Origin of the sequence: Bradyrhizobium sp. cir1, from assembly GCF_014198245.1 — a bacterium.
Taxonomy (GTDB): domain Bacteria; phylum Pseudomonadota; class Alphaproteobacteria; order Rhizobiales; family Xanthobacteraceae; genus Bradyrhizobium.
On the sequence record NZ_JACIHE010000001.1, the window covers coordinates 584,097 to 605,234 of the forward strand.

The 21,138-nt window shown below is 64.8% G+C and carries 19 protein-coding genes; 9 read left to right on the forward strand and 10 right to left on the reverse strand.

Annotated elements, in window-relative coordinates:
• Positions 1-155: 155 nt before the first annotated feature.
• The 3 genes from GGD63_RS02840 to GGD63_RS02850 all read right to left on the reverse strand — a co-directional run bounded on the left by GGD63_RS02840 (position 156) and on the right by GGD63_RS02850 (position 3,212).
• Complete coding sequence (locus GGD63_RS02840) at positions 156-1,472, reverse strand: homoserine dehydrogenase (protein WP_183239368.1); 1,317 nt, start codon at positions 1,470-1,472, stop codon at positions 156-158.
• Between the two features lie 29 nt (positions 1,473-1,501).
• Positions 1,502-2,722: an LL-diaminopimelate aminotransferase gene (locus GGD63_RS02845; RefSeq protein WP_183239369.1), complete on the reverse strand. Its 1,221-nt coding sequence runs from the start codon at positions 2,720-2,722 to the stop codon at positions 1,502-1,504.
• A gap of 214 nt (positions 2,723-2,936) precedes the next feature.
• Entirely contained in the window at positions 2,937-3,212 is a 276-nt protein-coding gene (locus GGD63_RS02850) for a hypothetical protein (RefSeq protein WP_183239370.1), read from the reverse strand.
• Between the two features lie 255 nt (positions 3,213-3,467).
• Here GGD63_RS02850 and GGD63_RS02855 point away from each other — a divergent pair, with 255 nt between their 5' ends.
• On the forward strand, positions 3,468-5,285 hold the full coding sequence (locus GGD63_RS02855; protein WP_183239371.1) for an alpha/beta hydrolase: 1,818 nt from the start codon (positions 3,468-3,470) through the stop codon (positions 5,283-5,285).
• Between the two features lie 64 nt (positions 5,286-5,349).
• Positions 5,350-5,748 carry an MAPEG family protein gene (locus GGD63_RS02860; RefSeq protein WP_183239372.1) on the forward strand — a complete coding sequence of 133 codons (399 nt, stop codon included), beginning with the start codon at positions 5,350-5,352 and terminating at the stop codon, positions 5,746-5,748.
• A 116-nt stretch (positions 5,749-5,864) separates the two neighbouring features.
• On the opposite strand, the gene argC is transcribed toward GGD63_RS02860, so the two are convergent.
• The 3 genes from argC to GGD63_RS02875 all read right to left on the reverse strand — a co-directional run bounded on the left by argC (position 5,865) and on the right by GGD63_RS02875 (position 8,390).
• Positions 5,865-6,848, reverse strand: a complete 984-nt coding sequence (gene argC / locus GGD63_RS02865; RefSeq protein WP_183239373.1) for an N-acetyl-gamma-glutamyl-phosphate reductase — start codon at positions 6,846-6,848, stop codon at positions 5,865-5,867.
• Entirely contained in the window at positions 6,845-7,513 is a 669-nt protein-coding gene (locus tag GGD63_RS02870; RefSeq protein ID WP_183239374.1) for an FMN-binding negative transcriptional regulator, read from the reverse strand. Before GGD63_RS02870 ends, argC begins: the two co-directional genes overlap by 4 nt.
• Before the next feature lie 346 nt (positions 7,514-7,859).
• Positions 7,860-8,390 (reverse strand): DedA family protein, encoded by a 531-nt coding sequence (locus GGD63_RS02875; protein ID WP_183239375.1) that lies wholly within the window; start codon positions 8,388-8,390, stop codon positions 7,860-7,862.
• A 273-nt stretch (positions 8,391-8,663) separates the two neighbouring features.
• Here GGD63_RS02875 and parE point away from each other — a divergent pair, with 273 nt between their 5' ends.
• Both parE and GGD63_RS02885 read left to right on the forward strand, forming a co-directional pair.
• Positions 8,664-10,709 (forward strand): DNA topoisomerase IV subunit B, encoded by a 2,046-nt coding sequence (gene parE / locus GGD63_RS02880; RefSeq protein ID WP_183239376.1) that lies wholly within the window; start codon positions 8,664-8,666, stop codon positions 10,707-10,709.
• Between the two features lie 410 nt (positions 10,710-11,119).
• Positions 11,120-11,902, forward strand: a complete 783-nt coding sequence (locus GGD63_RS02885; RefSeq protein WP_183239377.1) for an outer membrane protein — start codon at positions 11,120-11,122, stop codon at positions 11,900-11,902.
• 54 nt (positions 11,903-11,956) lie between these two features.
• Here GGD63_RS02885 and GGD63_RS02890 read toward each other — a convergent pair whose 3' ends face one another.
• Entirely contained in the window at positions 11,957-12,592 is a 636-nt protein-coding gene (locus GGD63_RS02890) for a hypothetical protein (RefSeq protein WP_183239378.1), read from the reverse strand.
• A gap of 139 nt (positions 12,593-12,731) precedes the next feature.
• Here GGD63_RS02890 and GGD63_RS02895 point away from each other — a divergent pair, with 139 nt between their 5' ends.
• Together GGD63_RS02895 and GGD63_RS02900 are read left to right on the forward strand one after the other, a co-directional pair.
• A complete protein-coding gene (locus GGD63_RS02895; protein ID WP_008558617.1) occupies positions 12,732-12,917 on the forward strand; it encodes a hypothetical protein in 186 nt (61 codons plus the stop codon).
• A gap of 20 nt (positions 12,918-12,937) precedes the next feature.
• Entirely contained in the window at positions 12,938-13,708 is a 771-nt protein-coding gene (locus tag GGD63_RS02900; protein WP_183239379.1) for an SDR family NAD(P)-dependent oxidoreductase, read from the forward strand.
• A gap of 204 nt (positions 13,709-13,912) precedes the next feature.
• Here GGD63_RS02900 and GGD63_RS02905 read toward each other — a convergent pair whose 3' ends face one another.
• Together GGD63_RS02905 and GGD63_RS02910 are read right to left on the reverse strand one after the other, a co-directional pair.
• Positions 13,913-14,674 carry an outer membrane protein gene (locus tag GGD63_RS02905; RefSeq protein WP_183239380.1) on the reverse strand — a complete coding sequence of 254 codons (762 nt, stop codon included), beginning with the start codon at positions 14,672-14,674 and terminating at the stop codon, positions 13,913-13,915.
• Between the two features lie 180 nt (positions 14,675-14,854).
• Positions 14,855-16,102 (reverse strand): FAD-dependent oxidoreductase, encoded by a 1,248-nt coding sequence (locus tag GGD63_RS02910; RefSeq protein ID WP_183239381.1) that lies wholly within the window; start codon positions 16,100-16,102, stop codon positions 14,855-14,857.
• Between the two features lie 106 nt (positions 16,103-16,208).
• Here GGD63_RS02910 and GGD63_RS02915 point away from each other — a divergent pair, with 106 nt between their 5' ends.
• Positions 16,209-16,493: a hypothetical protein gene (locus GGD63_RS02915; RefSeq protein ID WP_183239382.1), complete on the forward strand. Its 285-nt coding sequence runs from the start codon at positions 16,209-16,211 to the stop codon at positions 16,491-16,493.
• A gap of 33 nt (positions 16,494-16,526) precedes the next feature.
• Here the strand turns inward: GGD63_RS02915 and GGD63_RS02920 are convergent, their stop codons facing one another.
• Entirely contained in the window at positions 16,527-18,041 is a 1,515-nt protein-coding gene (locus GGD63_RS02920; RefSeq protein ID WP_183239383.1) for a caspase family protein, read from the reverse strand.
• A gap of 189 nt (positions 18,042-18,230) precedes the next feature.
• Here GGD63_RS02920 and GGD63_RS02925 point away from each other — a divergent pair, with 189 nt between their 5' ends.
• Together GGD63_RS02925 and GGD63_RS02930 are read left to right on the forward strand one after the other, a co-directional pair.
• Complete coding sequence (locus GGD63_RS02925; protein WP_183239384.1) at positions 18,231-19,214, forward strand: helix-turn-helix transcriptional regulator; 984 nt, start codon at positions 18,231-18,233, stop codon at positions 19,212-19,214.
• A gap of 301 nt (positions 19,215-19,515) precedes the next feature.
• Positions 19,516-21,033, forward strand: coding sequence for a DEAD/DEAH box helicase (locus GGD63_RS02930; protein WP_183239385.1), 1,518 nt, complete (start codon positions 19,516-19,518; stop codon positions 21,031-21,033).
• The last annotated feature ends 105 nt before the right edge of the window (positions 21,034-21,138 follow it).

Genomic DNA, 21,138 nt, shown 5'->3' on the forward strand with positions numbered 1-21,138 from the left:
TCACTCCTTCAAACAGGTTCGGGACAGAAGTCTCTGCCCGCATCAACTCTCAACGCCCTCGGTTCGTTCGAACCGCCTCATTATTTGAGCATGCTCTTTCCGAAATACCGCTTCACACTTTGCGCTAGCGCGGCCCTCCGGGTCCGGAGCATGCTCTAGTTCTTCTCGATCCGGATCACCTGCGGTCGTCCGCTGATCACCTTGTCCTTCTGCACGGCGGCGAGCGCACGGCGCACCGCGTCCTCGTGTGTTGCGTAGGTGATCAGGATGACGGGCACAGGGACCGCCTTGCCGTCAGCGGGCGCAGCGCCGCCATTGGGATGACGCTGCACGATCGACTCGATCGAAATCTTCTGCTCTGCAAGCCGGGTCGCGATCGCAGCCGCGGTGCCCGGGAAATCGCGCGCCAGCAGGCGGATGTAGTAGCCGCCTTCATGCCGCTCCATCGGCGCCTTCTTGGTGTCGCGCAAGTGCGAGATCGGCCGGCCGAACGGATTGGCGCGGATGCCGCGCGCGACGTCGGCGATGTCGGCGACGACCGCCGATGCCGTCGCAGCACCACCGGCGCCGGGGCCGACCAGCGTGATCGGCGGAATGCCCTCGCCATCGATCGTGACCGCATTGGTGACACCCATCACCTGCGCGATCGAGGAGGATTTTGGAACCATGGTCGGATGCACGCGCTGCTCGATGCCCTTGGCGGTGCGAACGGCAACGCCAAGCAGCTTGACGCGGTAACCGAGATCGGCGGCCGCGCGAAGATCTTCCGGCGCGATGGAGGAGATGCCTTCGACATACACCGCGCTTTGAGCAACTTTCGTGCCGAAAGCAAGGCTGGCGAGAATGGCGAGTTTTTGCGCGGTGTCGTGGCCGTCGACGTCGAAGGACGGATTGGCCTCGGCATAGCCGAGTCGCTGTGCATCCTTCAGGCATTCGGCAAACGAGAGGCCTTCCTGCTCCATCCGGGTCAGGATGTAATTGCAGGTGCCGTTGAGGATGCCGTAGACGCGGTCGATGCCGGTTCCGGCAAGACCCTCGCGTAACGTTTTGATGACGGGGATCGCGGCGCCGACGGCTGCCTCGAAATTCAGCGCGCCGCCGTGCTTTTCGGCGGCTTTCGCCAGCTTGATGCCGTGCTTGGCCAGCAGCGCCTTGTTGGCTGTGACGACAGACTTGCCGGCATTCAGCGCAGCTTCGACCGCGGAGAGCGCGGGATCGCCCGCGCCGCCCATCAGCTCGACGAAGCAGTCGACCTCGGGATGGGTGGCCAGCGCGAGCGGATCCTTGGCCCATTCGACGCCGCGCAGGTCGATGCTGCGCTTCTTGGCCTTCGAGCGCGCCGTGACGGCGACGACGCGAATACCGCGTCCGCTGCGGCCCGCGAGCACGCGCGCTTGCGTTTCGATCAAGCGGACGACTTCGGCACCCACGGTGCCGAGCCCCGCTATGCCCACTTTCAGGGGTGCGACCATGATGCTTTCAGAAAACCTGTCGAAGAGAATTAGCGCCGGTTGGCGAGCGGAACGACGTTGTGCAACGTTTCGATGCCGCTTTCAAGGAAGCGGCGCACGCCGCGCGCGGCCTGCCTGATCCGTTGCTCGTTTTCCACCATGGCGATGCGGACATATCCTTCACCATGCTCGCCGAAGCCGACGCCGGGCGAGACCGCAACGCCGGATTTCTCCACCATCAGGGTCGCGAACTGCATGCTGCCGACGCTGCGGAAGGCTTCCGGCAGCGGCACCCAGGCAAACATCGAGGCCTCCGGCGGCGGAATCTCCCAGCCGGCGCGGCCGAACGATTCCACCAGCGCGTCGCGGCGCTTGCGATAGGTGTCGCGCATCTCCTTGATGCAATCATCCGGGCCGTTCAACGCCGCGGTCGCGGCGACCTGCACCGGCGTGAAGGCGCCGTAGTCGAGATAGGATTTGACGCGGGCGAGCGCTGCGATCACGCGCTCATTGCCGACCGCAAAGCCCATGCGCCAGCCGGCCATCGAATAAGTCTTCGACATCGAGGTGAACTCGACCGTGACGTCGATCGCGCCCGGCACCTGGAGCACCGACGGCGGCGGGTTGCTCTCGTCGAAATAGACCTCGGCATAGGCGAGATCGGACAGGATCAGGATCTCGTGCTTCTTCGCGAAGGCGACGAGGTCCTTGTAGAAGTCGAGGCTCGCGACATAGGCGGTCGGGTTGGAGGGATAGCAGACCACCAGCGCCAGCGGCTTCGGGATCGAATGCACGATCGCCCGCTCCACCGCCTCGAAGAATTGCGGCGTCGGCTCCGAGGGGACCGAGCGGATCACGCCGCCCGCCATCAAAAAGCCGAAGGCGTGAATCGGGTAGCTCGGGTTCGGACACAGGATGACGTCGCCGGGCGCGGTGATCGCCTGCGCCACGTTGGCAAAGCCCTCCTTGGAGCCGAGCGTCGCCACCACCTGGGTGTCGGGATTGAGCTTCACGCCGAAGCGGCGATCGTAATAGGCAGCCTGGGCCCGGCGCAGGCCGGGGATGCCGCGGGAGGCCGAATAGCGGTCGGTGCGCGGCTTGCCGAGCGTCTCCTTGAGCTTCTCCAGCACATGCGGCGGCGCCGGCAGGTCCGGATTGCCCATGCCGAGGTCGATGATGTCGGCGCCGGCATTCCGCGCGGCCGCCTTGGCCCGGTTGACCTGCTCGAACACGTAAGGCGGAAGGCGGCGGATGCGGTAAAATTCTTCCATGGCTCTCTGGGCTCCGGGCAACCGGTCAGAACAGAATCGACTGGCCACGAGCGCCAATCGCAGAAGCGCTCGGCCCGGCCGTTAAATGGCTCAAAATCAAATACTTAGAGCAATTTCTAGCGGCGGAGGCTGAAGTCGTTCGCCCTGACTCTCGGCTGAACTCAGGTCTTTTAGCACGGCAAGGCGGGGGCGCCAGCGATTACCTTGCACGGCCTCATTTGGCGTCCTTGGCGGCAACGGCCTGGCGATCGCGCGCGGCAGCAAGCTCGGCCTCGATCTTGGCGCGCTGGTCCGGCGGGATGACCGCCTGATCGCGATCGGGCGGCAGGTCGTGCACAGGCAAATAGGTGCCGGGCTCCTTTGGATGTGCCTGCGCATCCGCAGGCGTAAGATCCGCGAACTGACTCGAGCAGCCGCCGAGGGCGAGCGCCACCATCAGCAGCGCGCCGCGGATCGGCAGCGTCTTTTGCAGGTCCCTTAACGCCAACACTTGGGAATCCCCTACTCGTCCCAAAGCACGGCCCGGGTAAGCCTACCCGACACCACGCCCAAGCTCAAACCATTGCTGCCCGAAATGGTGCGAGCCAAGAATACAACCCCGGTCCCCACCAAGCCGGCCGGTGCGGCCTGATTATGACAGAACCAAGGAAACTTGTCGCAGTGCAGCACATCTTGGAGCGTGTTTAACGCCAAACCTGCGAGCTTCGCGGTGACGAATACGGAATGAATCGTTACTGTTCTGCGCATGAGTACCGCCACGACCGACAAGCCCGGCTCCGGGACAACCGAGACGAAGTTCGATGCGGAAGCCTTCGCGATGAATGTCGCGCGGGCGATGGAAAGCGGCGGCAAGGCGCTGGCCGCCTACCTCAAGCCGCGCGAGAGCGGCGAGGTGCAGGACCGCCCGCCGGCCGAGCTTGCCGAAGTCGTCAAGACCTTCACCGCGGTCGCCGAATACTGGCTGTCGGACTCTTCGCGCTCGTCCGATCTGCAGACCAAGCTTGCCAAGGACTATCTCGACCTCTGGGGCTCGGCGGCGCGCCGCATGGCCGGCCAGGATGCCGCGCCTGCGATCGCGCCCTCGCCGCGCGACAAGCGCTTCGCCGACCCGGAATGGAAGTCGAACCAGTTCTTCGATTTCGTGATGCAGCTCTATCTGCTCACGACCAAATGGGCGCAGGAGCTGGTGCGCGACGCCGACGGCCTGGATGCGCACACCCGCCGCAAGGCGGAGTTCTACGTCCAGCAGGTCACCAACGCGCTGTCGCCGTCGAACTTCGTGCTGACCAATCCGGAAGTGCTGCGCGAGACGATGGCGAGCAGCGGCGGCAACCTGGCGCGCGGCCTGAAGATGCTGGCCGAGGACATCGCGGCCGGCAAGGGCATGCTGAAGATCCGCCAGTCCAACCCGGACAACCTCGTCGTCGGCGTCAACATGGCGACGACGCCGGGCAAGGTGATCTACCAGAACGAGATGATGCAGCTGATCCAGTATTCGCCGACCACGGAGAAGGTGCTGCGCACCCCGCTCCTGATCGTGCCGCCCTGGATCAACAAGTTCTACATCCTCGATCTCAAGCCGGAGAAATCCTACATCAAGTGGTGCGTCGACCAGGGCATCACCGTGTTCGTGATCTCATGGGTCAATCCCGACAAGCGGCTCGGCAACAAGAGCTGGGAAGACTACATGAAGGAAGGCCCGCTCACGGCGATGGACGTGATCGAGAAGGTCACCGGCGAGATGAAGGTCCACACCGCCGGCTATTGCGTCGGCGGCACCATGCTCGCGACCACGCTGGCCTGGCTTGCCGAGAAGCGCCGCCAGCGCGTGAGCTCGGCGACGTTCTTCGCGGCGCAGGTCGACTTCACCCATGCGGGTGATCTGCTGGTCTTCGTCGACGAGGAGCAGATCGCCGCGCTCGAGCATGACATGAAGACGGCCGGCGTGCTCGAAGGCTCGAAGATGGCGATGGCCTTCAACATGCTGCGGTCCAACGACCTGATCTGGTCCTATGTCGTCAGCAACTACCTCAAGGGCCAGCAGCCGAGCGCGTTCGACCTGTTGCACTGGAATTCGGACGCGACGCGAATGACGGCGTCGAACCATTCCTATTACCTGCGCAATTGCTACCTGGAGAACCGGCTCTCGACCGGCACGATGGTGCTCGACAACACGCTGCTCGATCTCTCCAAGGTCAAGGTGCCGGTCTACAACCTCGCCACCCGCGAGGACCACATCGCTCCGGCCGAGTCGGTGCTGTACGGCTCGCAATTCTTCGGCGGCCCGGTGAAGTATGTGCTGTCCGGTTCGGGCCACATCGCCGGCGTGGTCAATCCGCCCGCCTCGAACAAGTACCAGTACTGGACCAACGACAACATCAAGGACGTCAGCGTCGCCGAATGGATGAAGGGTGCGGTCGAGCACAAGGGCTCGTGGTGGCCGGACTGGCGCGAGTGGCTGGGCAGCCTCGATCCCGAGGAAGTCCCGGCGCGCAGCGTCGGCAGCGAGGCGCTGCCCCCGATCGAGGACGCGCCCGGCAGCTATGTCAGGGTTCGCGCGTAGCGGACTCTGCGGCGCTCTTGTATAGACTCGCTCTCAACACAGCGACGACAGAGGGGACCGGACTATGACGCGCGAATTGTTCTGGCTGACACTGACGGTGATCCTGACCGGGATCCTCTGGATTCCCTACACCATCAACCGCTGCCAGGTGCGCGGGCTCAGCGGCGCGCTGGCCAACCCCTCGCGCGGCGACAAGCCTCAGGCCGAGTGGGCCAACCGCCTGATGTTCGCGCACGACAATGCAGTCGAGAACCTCGTGCTGTTCGCGCCGTTGGTGCTGATCCTGAACGCGATCGATTATTCCTCGAAATGGACGGTGTTCGCCTGCGCCGTCTATTTCTGGGCCCGCGTCGCCCACCTGATCGTGTACGCGCTCGGCATCCCGGTGTTCCGCACGCTCGCCTTCACCGTCGGCTTCCTCGCACAGGCCGTGCTGGCGCTGGCAATCTTCAGGGTGGTTTGACGCCACCTCCGTCGTCATTGCGAGGCGCGAAGCGACGAAGCAACCCAGACTGTCGCCGCGGTGGGAATTCTGGATTGCTTCGCTTCGCTCGCAATGACGGAGGATAGAGATCCGCCCTACTCCTCCGACAGTCCCAGCATCAACCGCATGTTCTGCACGGCTGCGCCCGAGGCGCCCTTGCCGAGATTGTCGAGCCGGGCGACCAGCACCGCCTGGTGATATTTGTCGCTGGCGAAGACGTAGAGCTCGAGCATGTTGGTCTCGTTGAGCGCCTCCGGCTCGAGCCGGCCGCCCTTGGTCGCCTCGTTCTGCAGCGGCATCACCTTGACGTATTTCGAACCGGCATAGCGCTTGGCCAGCGCGGCCTGAAGGTCGGCACCGCCAGGCTTCCCCGGCAACGTGTCGAGCTGGAGCGGCACCGAGACCAGCATGCCCTGCCGATAGTTGCCGACGGAGGGAATGAAGATCGGCCGCCGCGTCAGGTTCGAATAGAGCTGCATCTCCGGCAGATGCTTGTGCTCGAAGCCGAGCCCGTAGAGCTCGAAGGACGGGGCGCTACCGTCTTCAAAGCTCGCGATCATCGACTTGCCGCCGCCGGAATAGCCGCTCACCGCGTTGATGGTGACGGGATAGTCCGGGGGCAGCAGGCCGGCATCGACGATCGGCCGCAGCAGCGCGATGCCGCCGGTCGGATAACAGCCGGGATTGGAGACCTTGCTCGCCGCCTTGATCTTGCCGGCCTGGTCCGGCGTCAGCTCCGGAAAGCCGTAGGCCCAGTCGGGTGCGACCCGGTAGGCGGTGGAGGCGTCCAGCACCTTCGGTCCCGCCGCGCCCATGCTGTCGACCAGCGCGACCGTTTCCCTGGCGGCGTCGTCGGGGAGACAGAGGATAACGAGATCCACCTCCTCCATCAGCGCCTTCTTCGCCGCGGGATCCTTGCGCTTGTCGTCGGCGATGGTCTTCACCGCAACGTCGCTCTGGAGCTTCAGCCGCTCGTTGATGCCGAGCCCCGTGGTGCCGGAGCCGCCATCGACGAAGACGGTGGCGGGCCTTTTGGCAGCGCCCGTGGTCGGGGTTTTCGTCGTCTCAGCGAGGCTCATGGAATGCTCCCTTCGAGCTTGTTGGTTTCGGCCGCAAAGGCTTCCGGCCTCACGTCCTGCATCAGTTGCGCGATTTCCCTGGCGTCGGCAGCGGGCTGTGCGCCGAGCGCATTGGCGGTAGCAGTATAGTCGGCGTCTGACTTGTGCTGGTTGAGCTTGAAGCTGCCTTCGACCTCTTCAACCGTCATGAGCAGACCCACGATTCCCTTCTTCATCGCCTCGAGCCGCCCGGCCGTCATCTTGCCTGACGTCCACGGCTTCTTCGGCAGCAGCCAGGTCTCGAACTTGTCGCTGAGCGTATCGATCTGCACCGACAGCTCCGCGTCCGACAAGGGCCGCACCGGCCCGCTCAGATGCACCGACTGGTACAGCCAGGTCGGCACCTGATCCGGCGAGACGTACCAGTCAGGCGATACATAGGCATCGGGGCCGTTGACCGCGAGCAGCCAGGAGGCCGCACCGTCGGCAAGCTTTAGCAGCGGATTGTGACGGGCGAGATGAAAGGCGGCCTGCGGCGTGCCGTCTGCGGCATAGGTCAGATAGAACGGCAACGGCGAGGCGATCGGCTTCTTGCCGTCGAAGGCGCATATGGTGCCGAAGCCGCGCTCTTCGGCGAATTTCAGGCTCGCGGCGCGGTCCTGCTTGAAAAAGGGTGGCGTGTACATCGTGGTCTCCTGCTGGCCTCCTTGTGGGAGCCGCCGGATCAGATCGCGCTGACAGGAGAGAGAATGCCGCGGATCGGGTCCAGCGGCAAAGACGATGATCTCAAACGCGATCGACCGCCCAAACCGCTAAGCTGCGGCGGCGGCGACGGGCGAACAGGATGGTCGCTGCGTTGATCATGGCGCGCGGCTATAAGGCCAGTCGCGGTTCCCGTCAAGGTGACCATTGTCATTCCGGGGCGATGCAAAGCATCGAACCCGGAATCTTGCACTACAATCTCGAGATTCCCAGGTGCGCAAGGGCGCACCGGAGTTCGCTCGCTTCGCGAGCACCCCGGAATGACGGGCCTCAGATCACCCGCCAGATCCATTCCATGATTTTCGCGATCACGTCGCCGAACAGCAGCAGCGCGGCCGACCAGATCAGGGCCGAGACGAAATTGGCGGCCTGGAAGCTCCAATAGGGCATCTCGAAAATGCCGGCCGCGAGCGGCACCGAGGCGCGCAAGGGGCCGAAGAAGCGGCCGATGAAGATGCTGGGTATCCCCCAGCTGCGCACGAAGGCCTCGCCCCTGGGCAGCAGCTCCGGATAGCGCGAGAGCGGCCACATCTGGGCAACGTGCTCCTTGTAGCGGTAGCCGAACCAGTAGGACACCCAGTCGCCCAGCGCCGCCCCGAGGCCGCCGGCGATCCAGACCGGATAGAAGCTGATGCCGCTGACCCCGATCAGCGCGCCGATTGCCACCAGCGCGCCCCAGGCCGGAACCAACAGCGAGATGAAGGCGAGCGACTCCCCGAAAGCCAGCAGGAACACGATCGGAGCCGCCCAGGCCTGGTGAGCGCGCACGAAATCGGCCAGGGCGTGCGCAAACTGCTCCATTCCAGAATAAGCCTTCCCGCCCGCTCAAGGTGCTGCTCGATGAAAACGACTGGTAAGCCAAGGGCTTGTGTGACATCAAGTCACAAAGGCCGGTCCAAACCGGCCTGGGACGTCAAATTGCCGGGAACTACTGGCAATGCGGCGTAAAATTGCCGGGATTGGCTCCCAACCACGGCGCCTAGCCGGCCCAGCGATAACCTTTCCAAGCCAGAAGTGGCATAGTCCGCTGAATCGATTCGCCGCCCACGCGGCCCTCTAAGCACATCAAGATATATGTCCAAGCAGTTGAAGCCAAAAGCAAAAGACGACTTTTTCGGCGGCGATGAGCCCAAGCCCCGCGCCGCCGCCAAGGCGGCGCCGCGCGGAAGCGGCGGTGAAGCCGACTACACCGCAGCCGACATCGAGGTGCTCGAAGGCCTCGAACCGGTGCGGCGCCGGCCCGGCATGTATATCGGCGGAACCGACGAGAAGGCGCTGCATCACCTGTTCGCCGAAGTCATCGACAACTCGATGGACGAGGCGCTCGCGGGACACGCGACCTTCATCGAGGTGGACCTCAGCGCCGACGGGTTCCTGACTGTCACCGACAACGGCCGCGGCATCCCGATCGATCCGCACCCGAAGTTTCCGAAGAAGTCGGCGCTCGAAGTCATCATGTGCACGCTGCATTCGGGCGGCAAGTTCGACAGCAAGGTCTACGAGACCTCGGGCGGCCTGCACGGCGTCGGCATCTCCGTCGTCAACGCCCTCTCCTCGCGCCTTGAAGTCGAAGTCGCGCGCGGCCAGAAGCTGCATCGCATGACCTTCGAGCGCGGCCATCCCAAGGGCAAGCTCGAGGACCTCGGCAAGGTCAGCAACCGCCGCGGCACGCGCGTGCGCTTCAAGCCCGACACCGACATCTTCGGCGCCAAGGCCGCGTTCAAGCCGCAGCGCCTGTTCAAGATGACGCGCTCGAAAGCCTATCTGTTCGGTGGCGTCGAGATCCGCTGGAACTGCGCGCCCGAGCTGCTCAAGGGCATCGAGGACGTGCCGGCGGAGGCAACGTTCCACTTCCCCGGCGGCCTCAAGGATTATCTCGCCGCGGCGATCCACGCCGACACGCTGGTGCACCCGGACATCTTCTCGGGCAAGTCGGGCCGCAACGGCGCGCATGGCGCCTGCGAATGGGCGGTGGCCTGGACCGCGGATGCCGACGGTTTTCTCTCCTCCTACACCAACACCGTGCCGACGCCGGATGGCGGCACGCACGAATCCGGCCTGCGCAGCGCCCTGCTGCGCGGTCTGAAGGATCACGCCGAGCGCGTCGGCCAGGGCAAGCGCGCCGCCTCCGTCACCTCCGAAGACGTGATGGTGGGAGCGGCCGTGATGCTCTCGGTGTTCGTGCGCGAGCCCGAATTCCAGGGCCAGACCAAGGATCGCCTCGCCACCGCCGAGGCGCAGCGCATCGTCGAGCAGGCGATGAAGGACCCGTTCGACCATTGGCTGTCGGGTAATCCGAACATGGCCAACCGGTTGCTCGACTTCGTCATCGACCGCGCCGAGGAGCGGTTGCGCCGGCGGCAAGAAAAGGAAACCGCGCGCAAGACCGCCGGCAAGAAGCTGCGCCTGCCCGGCAAGCTCGCCGACTGCACTGATGCCGGCACCGAAGGCTCCGAGCTCTTCATCGTCGAGGGCGACTCGGCAGGCGGCAGCGCCAAGCAGGCGCGCGACCGCAAGACCCAGGCCGTGCTGCCGCTGCGCGGCAAGATCCTCAACGTCGCCTCCGCCGGCAAGGACAAGCTGACCGCGAATGCGCAGCTCTCCGACCTTGTGCAGGCGATCGGCTGCGGACAGCTCTTGCACTATCGCGAAGAGGATCTGCGCTATCAGCGCATCATCATCATGACCGACGCCGACGTCGACGGCGCGCACATTGCCTCGCTGCTGATCACCTTCTTCTACCGGCAGATGCCGCGGCTGATCGACGAAGGCCACCTCTTCCTCGCCGTGCCACCGCTCTACAAGCTCACGCACGGCTCGAAATCGGTCTACGCCCGCGACGACGCGCACAAGGAGGCGCTGCTCAAGAGCGCGTTCAACGCCAACGCCAAGGTCGAGGTGAACCGCTTCAAAGGTCTCGGCGAGATGATGCCGGCGCAACTCAAGGAAACCACCATGGATCCGAGCAAGCGGACGCTGCTCAAGGTGGTCCTGCTCGCCGACGACCGCGACACGACGGCGGATTCGGTGGAACGGCTGATGGGCACCAAGGCCGAAGCGCGCTTCGCCTTCATCTCGGACAAGGCCGAATTTGCCAACGAGGAGTTGCTCGACGTCTGACGTCGCACGCTCCCGTCAAAAAAGGCCCCCGGCTCCATCAGGTCCGGGGGCTTTTTTTCATGTGGGGGACGATACCGCCCGTCCCTGCGATTCCTGCTGAAGCGCGACTCGGCCAGCGACTCAGCGGCGGCAAAGGCTGAGGCAGGATTGCCTCCGTTTCGGACAAAGCCGAATTTGCTAACGAAAACTTACCCGGGACCGGAATTAAAATAGCCGCGCAACATACTGATATTACGTGTCTTTCAGCGACATCAACGCCACCACCTCAAAACCCTGCCGACCGGCGTTTTCCGGCGACTGTGCCTGCCACGCAACAGCATTTCGGCGGGAAACGTCTATAGTTCAGGCATCAGATGACACGAACTTCAGTGCGCTCGCGCCTGCTGCAGACCAAGGTTGGGGATTTTATCATGAAGAAGATTTTGCTGGCTCTGACCGCGGTTGCGGCGATGACCGGTTCGGCCTCCGCGGCCGATCTGGCGGCCCGTCCCTACGTGAAGGCCCCGGTTGCGGCTCCCGTCGCCAACTGGACCGGCTTCTACATCTTCGGCGGCGGCGGCGGCGGCCTCTCGAATTCCGACCAGTCTGTCCAGAGCACCGTCGGCGCGGTTCCGCTGACCATCACCCAGCGTCAGGGTGGCTCGGGCTGGTTCGGCACCGTCGGCCTCGGCTATGACTGGCAGTTCAGCGGCACCTGGGTCGCCGGCGTGTTCGCTGACGGTCAGTTCGGCAGCATCCGCGCCACGGTTCAGGATCCGATCAATGGCTGGACCGGCAACCAGAAGCTGGAAGATTCCTGGGCCGCTGGTGTTCGCCTCGGCTGGCTGGTCGCCCCGAACGTTCTCTCCTACGTCAACGGCGGTTACTCCGGCGCTCACTTCGGCCAGACCAACTTCCTGACCCTGGCTGGCGTGCCGGCCGGTGCTCACCTCGGCAGCTACAACCGCAACGGCTGGTTCATCGGCGGCGGCGTCGAGAACAGCCTGAACATCTTCGGCATCACCTCGCCCGGCTGGTTCATGAAGACCGAGTATCGTTCGGCCTTCTACAACGCCAAGACCCAGACCGAGCTGTCCGACGTCGGCAACCTCCCGCTCGCCAACAGCATCCGCGCCAACAGCTGGAACCAGACGATCTCGACCTCGCTGGTCTACCGCTTCAACTGGACCGGTCCGGTCGTCGCGAAGTACTGATCTAATCTCCCATTCAGACGTCAAAGCCCCGGCATCGTCCGGGGCTTTTTCGTTTCAGCGCACGACGCTCGCCTTCAGCGCCCCATACGCGCCGGCGAGCCGGGCCTCGATCGCGGCCCAATCGGCATCGGTGATCGCCTCACCCCGTGCATCGCGAAGCGCCATGGCTTCGGCCCGGGCGATGCCGAACTGCCGGATGCCGGGATCATCAGCCGCCTTGCCATAGGTCAGCGCGGCCACGCGCGCGATGGTGAGGCCGTAGTCGCCGGCGACCACCGCCTCGCGGCGGGCCTGCCACCAGTCCAGTTCGAGACGGGCGGCCGCCTCGACGTCGAATGCCGCGGGCGCAGCGGGCGCAAAGTCGCGGTAGTAGGCCATGAGGGCCGGCAGCGCCGCATCGGCCTCCTGACGCGACTGCGTCGGCTGGAACGTTCTGGCCGCCTCGGCCGCGTTGAACGCGACATGCAGGCTTTGATACGGCGAGAAGCCGAACTGCGTCCGCGTCGATGTGTAGAGATGACAGACCAGCGCGACATAGCGCTTGTCGTAATAGTCGCGCCACATTGCGGTCTCCAGCCGCGCCATCTCGGCCGGATCGAATGCCCGCAGATCCGCGTGGCGCGGAATGACGGCATAGGCCACCGCCAGTGCCGCAGCCGCAGCCCCCAGGATGATCTTGCGCACGGACATACGTCCTCCTCGCAGCCTTGCAGCCTTGGCCCATTGTATCCGAACCGAAGCTACGGCTAGTCTGGCGTCAAGTTTTCGTGGCTTGCGGCAATCGTCGATGCCGTGGGCCGCGACAAAAGCGGACCGACGGGAGGAATGAATGCGCAGATTTCTGCTTGTAGCAGGCCTGCTTGCGACTGCCGTCGGGCTGCTCTGGATCGGACAGGGCACGGGCACGGTGCCGTGGCCGCGATCGAGCTTCATGGTCAACCAGCTGCAATGGGCCGGCTATGGCGCAGCCATGGCCGGCTTCGGGCTGGTCCTGATCTGGCAGAGCAACCAATAGAAGAAACCAGGGAATACAGCATGACATCCAACCGGTTCGATCTACGCGGCAAGGTCGCGGTCGTCACAGGAGGCAATGGCGGCATCGGGCTTGGCCTGGCGCACGGACTTGCCGACGCCGGCGCCAATATCGCCGTGGTCGGACGCAACGAAACCAAGTCGGCCGCGGCCGTTGCCGATCTCAAGCAGCGCGGCGTGAAGGCGATTGCTGTTGCCACCGACGTCACTGACAAAGCGGCCGTCGCCGCCATGATCGACCGCGTCATCAAGGAATTCGGCCGCATCGACATTCTCATCAACAATGCCGGCATGAGCATCCGCAAGCCGCCGCACGAACTCGAGCTCGACGAGTGGAACAAGGTGATCGATACCAACCTCACCAGCGCCTTCTTGTGCTCGAAGCTGGCCTATCCGGCGCTGAAAGCCTCCGGCAACGGCAAGGTGATCAACATCGGCTCGATGATGTCGATCTTTGGCGCGAGCTTTGCGACCGCCTATGCGGCGAGCAAGGGCGGCATCGTGCAGTACACGCGCGCCTGCGCCAATGCCTGGGCACCCGACAACATCCAGGTCAACGCCATCCTGCCGGGCTGGATCGACACCGACCTCACCCGCGGCGCGCGGCAGCAGGTGGCGGGATTGCACGAGCGGGTCTTGGCACGCACGCCTGCCGGCCGCTGGGGCGACATCGACGATTTCGCCGGCATCGCGGTATTCCTTGCATCGCCTGCGTCCAACTTCGTCACGGGCACCGCGATCCCCGTCGATGGCGGGTTCTCGGTGATGGCCTGAGGGCCTCCCGCACGAAAGCGACGCGCAAAAAAGAAGCCCCGGCGATGCCGGGGCTTTGAATTTGGCAGAGATCGTCTTCTTTTGCTGATTGGTGGTTCGTTGCTTAAAGCGCGATGAGATTTGGATGAATCGTCATCGCGCTTCAGGTTGCTGTATGCGCATGATCTTTTCGGAAAACCGCTTCACACTTTTCCGGATCATGCTTTAGTAGCGCGCGATGACCGGCGCGTCGAACTTGTAGCTCGCGCGCACGACGGCCCACTGGATGTCGCGCGGCTTGGCATCGAAGGTGTAGTTACCCGCGAGGCCGCCGAGCTGATAGGTCTGGCTGCCGAAAGCGGCGTAATTGTATTCGAGGCCGACGATCCAGTTGCGGGTGACGCCGTATTCCCAGCCGGCACCGACGGTCCAGCCATTGGCCCAGTGCGTCTGACCGCCTGTAGCCGTCACGACCGGGTCGGTGACCGAGAGCCGGTTGTTGACGCCTGCGTAGCCACCCTTGATGTAGAAGAGGTTGTTCTGCACGGCGAAGCCGGCGCGGCCGACGACCGTCGCCAGCACATTGGCACGCCAGGAGAACACGTCGTTCGCCGGGGCGAACGCGGTGTTCACGATCGTGCCCTTGTTGTCGAGGCCGGAGATGGTGCCTTCCATGCCGAACACGAAATTGTTGGCCTGCCAGTTGTAGCCGATCTGGGCGCCGCCCATGATGCCCGACTTGCGCTGGCGATAGCCCTCGCCCGGCAGCAAATCGCCGAACGCCGCGCCAGTCCCGTTGTTGATGAACTGCTCGTTGGTCCATGCGCCACCGATGTGGCCGCCGACATAGAAACCGGTCCAGTTGAACAGCGGCTCGACATAGGCGGGCGCCTTCGTGTAGCGCGCACCGAGATCGGCGGCGGACGCAGCGCCGGCCGAAACCAGAGCGGTCGTGCAGGCGAAGGCAGCAATCAACTTGTTACGCATGGTATACCCCGTGTCCTTTGATGGGCGCACGCTCACACGCAACTCTTACTCAAATTTGAATCAAGAAAGTTAAGGCGCCGGATTGGCGACCAGCGCGCCTTGAATCCGTCCGCGCTGTTGCACGCACGCAACGCGCCCCGCGCGATTTAACGCGACATTATCCCTACCGAATTGTAGAGCTTACGATGTCGGCGCGGCCTTCGACCGCACGTGCTCGGGCCGCACGCCGAGCGCGATCAGCCGCGCCGGAATGCCCTGGAGCCACGGCAGCGCGGTGATGAGGCGCACGATCAGCGGCACCCTGAGCGGCCGGGCACCGCCCTGCAGGGCGCCGCTGATGATGTTGTTCTGCACGACCACCTGCATGCGTTGCGTCATCCTCACCGGAAACTCGCGTCGGCGGCGCACGGCGTCGAGCTCATCCTCGGTCGGGCAGCCGCGCTGAAGCTTGTCCGCGAGCAGGTTGGCGGTCGCGACCGCATCCTGCACGGCGAGATTGACGCCGACGCCGCCGACCGGCGACATCGCATGGGCGGCATCGCCGATGAGAAGCAGGCCCGGCCGCGTCCAGCGCTTGAGGCGGTTGATCGCGACGGTGAGCAGCTTGACGTCGTCAAAGCTCTTCACGTCGGCAATGCCGGATCGAAGGACCGGCGCCATGCGCACAACGTCGTCGAGCAGCGCCTGCAATCCCCTCGCCTTCACCGCATCGTGCTCCCCCTTGGCGATGACATAGGCGCATTGCCAATAGTCGCCGCGGTCGAAGGTGATCATCATCTTGCCGGGCTCGACGCGCGCAAACAGGTTCTCGGTCTCGTCAGCCTTGCGGCCGGCGCGGAACCACAGCACGTCCATCGGCGCCCCGATCTCCTCGACCTCGAGTCCGGCGCGCTCGCGCACCGTCGAATGCCGGCCGTCGCAGGCGATGGTGAGATCGGCCTCGATGTCGATGGCGCCGTCCGGCGTCGTCGCCCGCACGCCGGCGATGGTGTCGCCGCGGCGGAAAAGATCGACGGCTTCGGTGTTCATCATGACCTTGAGCGAGGCGAAGCGCCGGCCCTCTTCGCGCAGGAAATTCAGGAAGTCCCATTGCGGCATGAAGGCGATGAACGGGTACTTGATGTGCAGCCGTCTTAGGTCGGCGATCCGCACCGGCGTACCGCCGAACAGTCCGTCCATCTTCTGCAGGCGTTGATGCGGCAGCTTCAGGAAGCCGTCGATCAGGCCGAGCTCATCCATCACCTGAAGCGTCGAGGGATGCACGGTGTCGCCGCGAAAGTCGCGGAAGAAATCCGCGTGCTTCTCCAGCACCACGACGTCGATGCCGGCACGCCCGAGGAGATAGCCGAGCATCATGCCGGCGGGCCCGCCGCCGACGACACAACACCGGACTTTTACGGAGGAACTCGGGTTCAAGGCTGCCCTCATTTACGACTTAAGTTTTCTGTGCGGTGCAGCAGGCAAGTTTAATTTGCCGCAGCTGTGAATGCCCGTTAGCGTTGCAGCCAAATTCGATTGCTTTCAGGAAATTGAAGTGCGGACGATCCTTATACTGCTCGGCGTGTGGATCCTGATCAACGTGCTTTTCGTCGTGATCATGATCCCGCCGCGCAAGCCGCGGAAGCCCGATCCGGGCCCGACCGGCACGCTTGCGACGGTGCCCATCAACCAGAACGGCTATCCGTTCGAGGAGCAGGAGAAGCTCCTGCTGCGCCACGTCATCATCTCGATCGCGATGGGCGCGTTCTTCTCGCTGGCGCCGCCCTTGATCGAAGCCATCGAGTCCATCAAGCGCGTGTTCAGAAAGCGGCGCGCGTAGCGGACGCGCGCTCGACGCTTCCCGCCCGCATCGTCAGTTGTTGCTGCGGTTCGCGGCCCGAAAGCTCTTGATCTCCGAGACGCTGCCGTCGCGATAGGTCAGCTCCACCGAGACGAACTGCGTGGCCGGGGCAAGCTTCATGTAGAGCGGCATGCCGGCGCTGATCGCGCTGGGGTCGCGCATGTCGCAATTCGGCATCTTCAGCACCTGATTGGGCACGGCGGTGTCGATGCCGATGCGCACCTCGCGGATCGCGCAGCGATACGAGACGAGATGCGTGTAGTAGACCAGCAGCCCGTTGAACTCGCGGAATGACAGCCAGCTCGTCGAGGTCATGTCGAGGATCTTGCGCTGGTCGCGGATCAGCGCGGCCTCGGGATCGAACCTGATCGGGAACGGCCCCTGCATGTCGCCGGACTGATCGACATAGCGGACCTCGATGGTGCCGGCCGCAGCGTCCGGCGGCAGCTCGATCGACGGGTTCGGCATCCGCTTGCGCGTGCGCGGATCGAGCGTGTCGATGAAGCCGGTCTCGCGGAAATCGCCCTTGCCCGCCATGCGCCAGGAAATGCCGAGTGTCGGATCGGCGAAGGAGAACACCACGCTCCAGCCGCCATTGTGGCGCGAGAAGCTCGCGATCGGCGCGTTGGTGGTTTCCTCCTTCGGCACGCGCGGCACTGACACCGGCGGCAGGGCCGCGAGCTTCTGCGGCGGATCGGCCGGGCGCGCGGCCGCCGCGTCCTTGGCGATGCCGCTGAGGAAGACGTCGTCGACCATCTGGTCGAAATAAACCGGCACCTGCTTGTGCCTGACGGTGTCGGCCATCTCGCTGACGAGACGGCGGGTGCGCTGTGCCACCTGCACGAGGTTCTCGCCAGGTTCGAGCAGCTGCTTGGCGAAAGTGCGCGTGAACACCGAATTGGGATTGGCGTCGTCGTTGGACAGGCGATCGAGCGCGGTCTGCCGGGGCCCTGCCGAGAACACCGAGAACACGCCTTCGGGCAGCTGCGTCATCGGCGCGAGCCCGCCGCCGCCGGCGACCGCGCGCGTGCCGGCACGCTCGAACGGATTGTTGCGGCAGGCATCGAACACCAGGATCGAGGTCCGCGCCTTCTTGTTCTGGAGACGCTCGACGATGCGGTCGGCCAGGATCGAGGCGTCGCGCACCAGCTCTTCCTGTCCCTCCGTCGCCGCCGGCACGTCGGTCGGCAGCAGATAGTTCTGGCCCGCGATCTCGAAACCGTGGCCGGCGTAGAAGAAGAACGCGGTGTCACCGGGCTCGACCGCCCGGTCGAAGGCGAGCAGCGTCTCGGAGAATTGCTGCCGGCTCTGGTTCTCGGCGACCATCACCGAGAAGCCGAGCTGCTTCAGCGTATCGCCCATGGTGCGGGCATCGTTGACCGCCTTGAGCAGCTTCGGAACGTTCTTGTAATCGTTGTTGCCGACGACTAGCGCGACGCGCTTCTCGGCGTGAGCGGGCAGTGCGATGCCGCAGAGGCCCGCAACGAGGCCGAGGGCCGCCAGAATTCTGAAAAGCCGACGCGTCATCGCAAACATCCCGTTAGAGAACGGCCTCGTTGATCGGAACCCCTGCCGTTGCTGTGATAGTCGGCCCAGCCGCATTTACGGTTCAACAGCCGCGTCTTCGGTTCCATCGTATGGCCTATGGCAGATTCCATCGGAATCTGTTTTTCCTTAAGTTTTCCCGGGCAATCGTACCGGACGCGAGGGGCTGCCGTGTATCGCTGGTGTACCGACGAGGTCGAGCCGCATGACCGCTTCGACTATTGGCGTGAAGTCCGGTCCAAGGGCCTGTTCGGCGTCACCGCCGAGCTCGAGCGCGAGCGACGCGCGGACTTCTACGGTGAATTCTCGCTGCGCCAGTTCGGCGGCGCCGGCCTCGTCGAGCTGAAGGCCTCGCACTACACGGTCGAGCGCAGCACCTCCGATATCGCCTGCGCGCCGAGCGACAGCATCTGCGTCTACCAGCAGCTCGGCAGCGGCGGCTGGTTCGGCGGCATGCGCGGCAGCGATTTTTCGATCGCCAATGGCAGCTTCGCCACCAGCCATACCGACCTGCCCTATCGCACCCTGCCGCTCGGGGAAGGCGGCTTCCACCTGCGGATCCTGAAGATCCCGGTGAGCAGCATCCCGGCGCAGGACAAGCGCATGCGCGAGCTGTCGCCCCGAACGTTCAACGATCCCAGCCTGGCGCCCCTGCTCGGCGCCTGCTTTGCCGATCTCGATGAGGTGGCCGCAGCTGACGACGGAGCCAACGGCGCCCAGGCCTCCCTGGTGCAGGCCTCCTTGGTTCAGGCTCTGGCGCATCTGGCACTGATCGAGCGCGGCATCATGCGGCCGGGCAGCCGGCTCGGACAGGCTGCCCTGCGGACAGCCCGCCTGTCGCAGGCGCGGCGCCTGATCGCGCGCCACCTGCAAAATCCGGATCTTGCTCCGGCGATGGTCGCGGATCTGCTCGGTGTGTCCCTGCGGCACCTGCACATGCTGTTCGAGGCCGCCGAGAAGAGTTTTTCGCAGACCGTGACCGACGAACGCCTCAAGCAGAGCCGCCGCCTGATGCGCGAGGCCCCGGAGCGGCTGATCGCCGACATCGCGACCGCCTGCGGCTTCGAGAGCCTGGCGACCTATTACCGGGTCTTCAATGCGGCCTACGGCATGGCCCCTGGCGACTTCCGGGCCCAGGGTTTCGAAGGGCATTAGCCAGTCTCCCCGGGTGACCGGCGCCCGGGCCTTGGCCGAGGCGGAAAACCTCAGCCAGCCCGTAATTTGGGCAAAAACCTCAGGGTTTTTAGGGCCTTCCCGCGCCTGCTCCATTGACTTTGGCCAATTCCCGCCTATGTTCCGTGGCGACGCAGCTCAGATCGAAGAGCGATTCCTGGGCCTTGCGCTTTGTTCGCGTGAGTCAGCACCCCCAGCTTCCTAGAGAGCGCGCCGTTTCGGGGTGGAACGCGACCAGCCTTATTACCCTCGATTCCGAACGGCGGTTTCGACCAGAGGCTCAATGTCCTTTTCAAATCTCGGACTGTCCGAAAAAGTCCTCGCCGCAGTGGCGGCCACCGGTTACACCAACCCCACCCCCATTCAGGAACAGGCGATCCCCCACGTCCTCGCGCGCAAGGACGTGCTCGGCATCGCCCAGACCGGCACCGGCAAGACCGCGGCCTTCGTGCTGCCGATGCTCACCATCCTCGAGAAGGGGCGCGCCCGGGCGCGCATGCCGCGCACGCTGATCCTGGAGCCGACCCGCGAGCTCGCGGCGCAGGTGAAGGAAAACTTCGACCGCTACGGCGCCGGCCAGAAACTCAACGTCGCCCTCCTGATCGGCGGCGTCTCGTTCGGCGACCAGGATGCCAAGCTGATGCGCGGCGTCGACGTGCTGATCGCCACCCCGGGCCGCCTGCTCGACCACACCGAGCGCGGCGGCCTGCTGCTTACCGGCGTCGAGCTGCTCGTCATCGACGAAGCCGACCGCATGCTGGACATGGGCTTCATTCCCGACATCGAGCGCATCTGCAAGCTCGTCCCCTTCACCCGGCAGACCCTGTTCTTCACCGCGACCATGCCGCCGGAAATCCGGCGCATCACCGAGGCCTTCCTGCACAATCCGCAGAAGGTCGAAGTCTCCCGCCCCGCTACCACTGCCGTCACCGTCACGCAGGCCCAGGTGCCCGCCGGACGCGAGGCGCACGAGAAGCGCGAATTGCTTCGCCGCCTGCTGCGCGAGGCCAAGGACCTCAAGAACGCGATCATCTTCTGCAATCGCAAGCGCGAGGTCGCGATCGTTCACAAATCGCTTCAGAAGCACGGCTTCAGCGTCGGCGCCCTGCATGGCGACATGGATCAGCCGGCCCGCATGGCCGCGCTCGACCAGTTCCGCAAGGGCGAGCTGCCGCTCCTCGTCGCCTCCGACGTCGCCGCCCGCGGCCTCGACATTCCCGAGGTCAGCCACGTCTTCAATTTCGATGTCCCCCACCACGCCGATGACTACGTCCACCGCATCGGCCGCACCGGCCGTGCAGGCCGCACCGGCACCGCGATCTCGATCGTGACGCCGCTCGACCAGAAGTCGATGGCGGCGATCGAGAAGCTGATCGGCCAGAGCATTCCGCGCGCCGAAGGCGACTACGAAGTGCACGCAGAAGCCGGCGATGCGACCGAGCGTCCGCGCGAGCAGCGCGGCCGCGAGCGCTCGCGTGGCGGACGCGGCAAGCCGCAACGCGGCGGCCGCGATCGTGAGCGCAGCCACGAGCCGCGCGAAGCGCGTGGTGAGGCAAGGCACTCAGCCGAGGCACGGCCCGCCGCCGAGGCGAGGCCTGCACGCGAGGCAAGACCTCCGCGCGAAGCCAGGCCATCATCCGAGCCGCGTCATGGTGCGCGGGCGCCGGCCAACAATTCGCATGTGCCGTCGATCGGCCGTCCCGAGCCGCGCCGCCAGCGCGAGGTCGACACCGAGCCGGGAGATCATTCGCACCTGCCGGCGTTCCTGCTGCGGCCGGTTCGCTCCCCCGCCGGCGCCTGAAGCGCGACGCGCTTCAGGCTGGTTGAGACAGACTGCCGCACACTTTTTCAGATGCATTCGTGAACGTATATTTACGGGGTGTTCACGATCGTCCGTTAGCCTACG

Excerpts from the sequence above, each read along its gene's own strand:
- GGD63_RS02840 (WP_183239368.1), bottom strand. The coding sequence starts at position 1,472 with ATGGTCGCACCCCTGAAAGTGGGCATAGCGGGGCTCGGCACCGTGGGT.
- GGD63_RS02845 (WP_183239369.1), bottom strand. The coding sequence starts at position 2,722 with ATGGAAGAATTTTACCGCATCCGCCGCCTTCCGCCTTACGTGTTCGAG.
- GGD63_RS02855 (WP_183239371.1), top strand. The coding sequence starts at position 3,468 with ATGAGTACCGCCACGACCGACAAGCCCGGCTCCGGGACAACCGAGACG.
- GGD63_RS02860 (WP_183239372.1), top strand. The coding sequence starts at position 5,350 with ATGACGCGCGAATTGTTCTGGCTGACACTGACGGTGATCCTGACCGGG.
- argC (WP_183239373.1), bottom strand. The coding sequence starts at position 6,848 with ATGAGCCTCGCTGAGACGACGAAAACCCCGACCACGGGCGCTGCCAAA.
- GGD63_RS02870 (WP_183239374.1), bottom strand. The coding sequence starts at position 7,513 with ATGTACACGCCACCCTTTTTCAAGCAGGACCGCGCCGCGAGCCTGAAA.
- GGD63_RS02875 (WP_183239375.1), bottom strand. The coding sequence starts at position 8,390 with ATGGAGCAGTTTGCGCACGCCCTGGCCGATTTCGTGCGCGCTCACCAG.
- parE (WP_183239376.1), top strand. The coding sequence starts at position 8,664 with ATGTCCAAGCAGTTGAAGCCAAAAGCAAAAGACGACTTTTTCGGCGGC.
- GGD63_RS02885 (WP_183239377.1), top strand. The coding sequence starts at position 11,120 with ATGAAGAAGATTTTGCTGGCTCTGACCGCGGTTGCGGCGATGACCGGT.
- GGD63_RS02890 (WP_183239378.1), bottom strand. The coding sequence starts at position 12,592 with ATGTCCGTGCGCAAGATCATCCTGGGGGCTGCGGCTGCGGCACTGGCG.
- GGD63_RS02895 (WP_008558617.1), top strand. The coding sequence starts at position 12,732 with ATGCGCAGATTTCTGCTTGTAGCAGGCCTGCTTGCGACTGCCGTCGGG.
- GGD63_RS02900 (WP_183239379.1), top strand. The coding sequence starts at position 12,938 with ATGACATCCAACCGGTTCGATCTACGCGGCAAGGTCGCGGTCGTCACA.
- GGD63_RS02905 (WP_183239380.1), bottom strand. The coding sequence starts at position 14,674 with ATGCGTAACAAGTTGATTGCTGCCTTCGCCTGCACGACCGCTCTGGTT.
- GGD63_RS02910 (WP_183239381.1), bottom strand. The coding sequence starts at position 16,102 with ATGAGGGCAGCCTTGAACCCGAGTTCCTCCGTAAAAGTCCGGTGTTGT.
- GGD63_RS02920 (WP_183239383.1), bottom strand. The coding sequence starts at position 18,041 with ATGACGCGTCGGCTTTTCAGAATTCTGGCGGCCCTCGGCCTCGTTGCG.
- GGD63_RS02930 (WP_183239385.1), top strand. The coding sequence starts at position 19,516 with ATGTCCTTTTCAAATCTCGGACTGTCCGAAAAAGTCCTCGCCGCAGTG.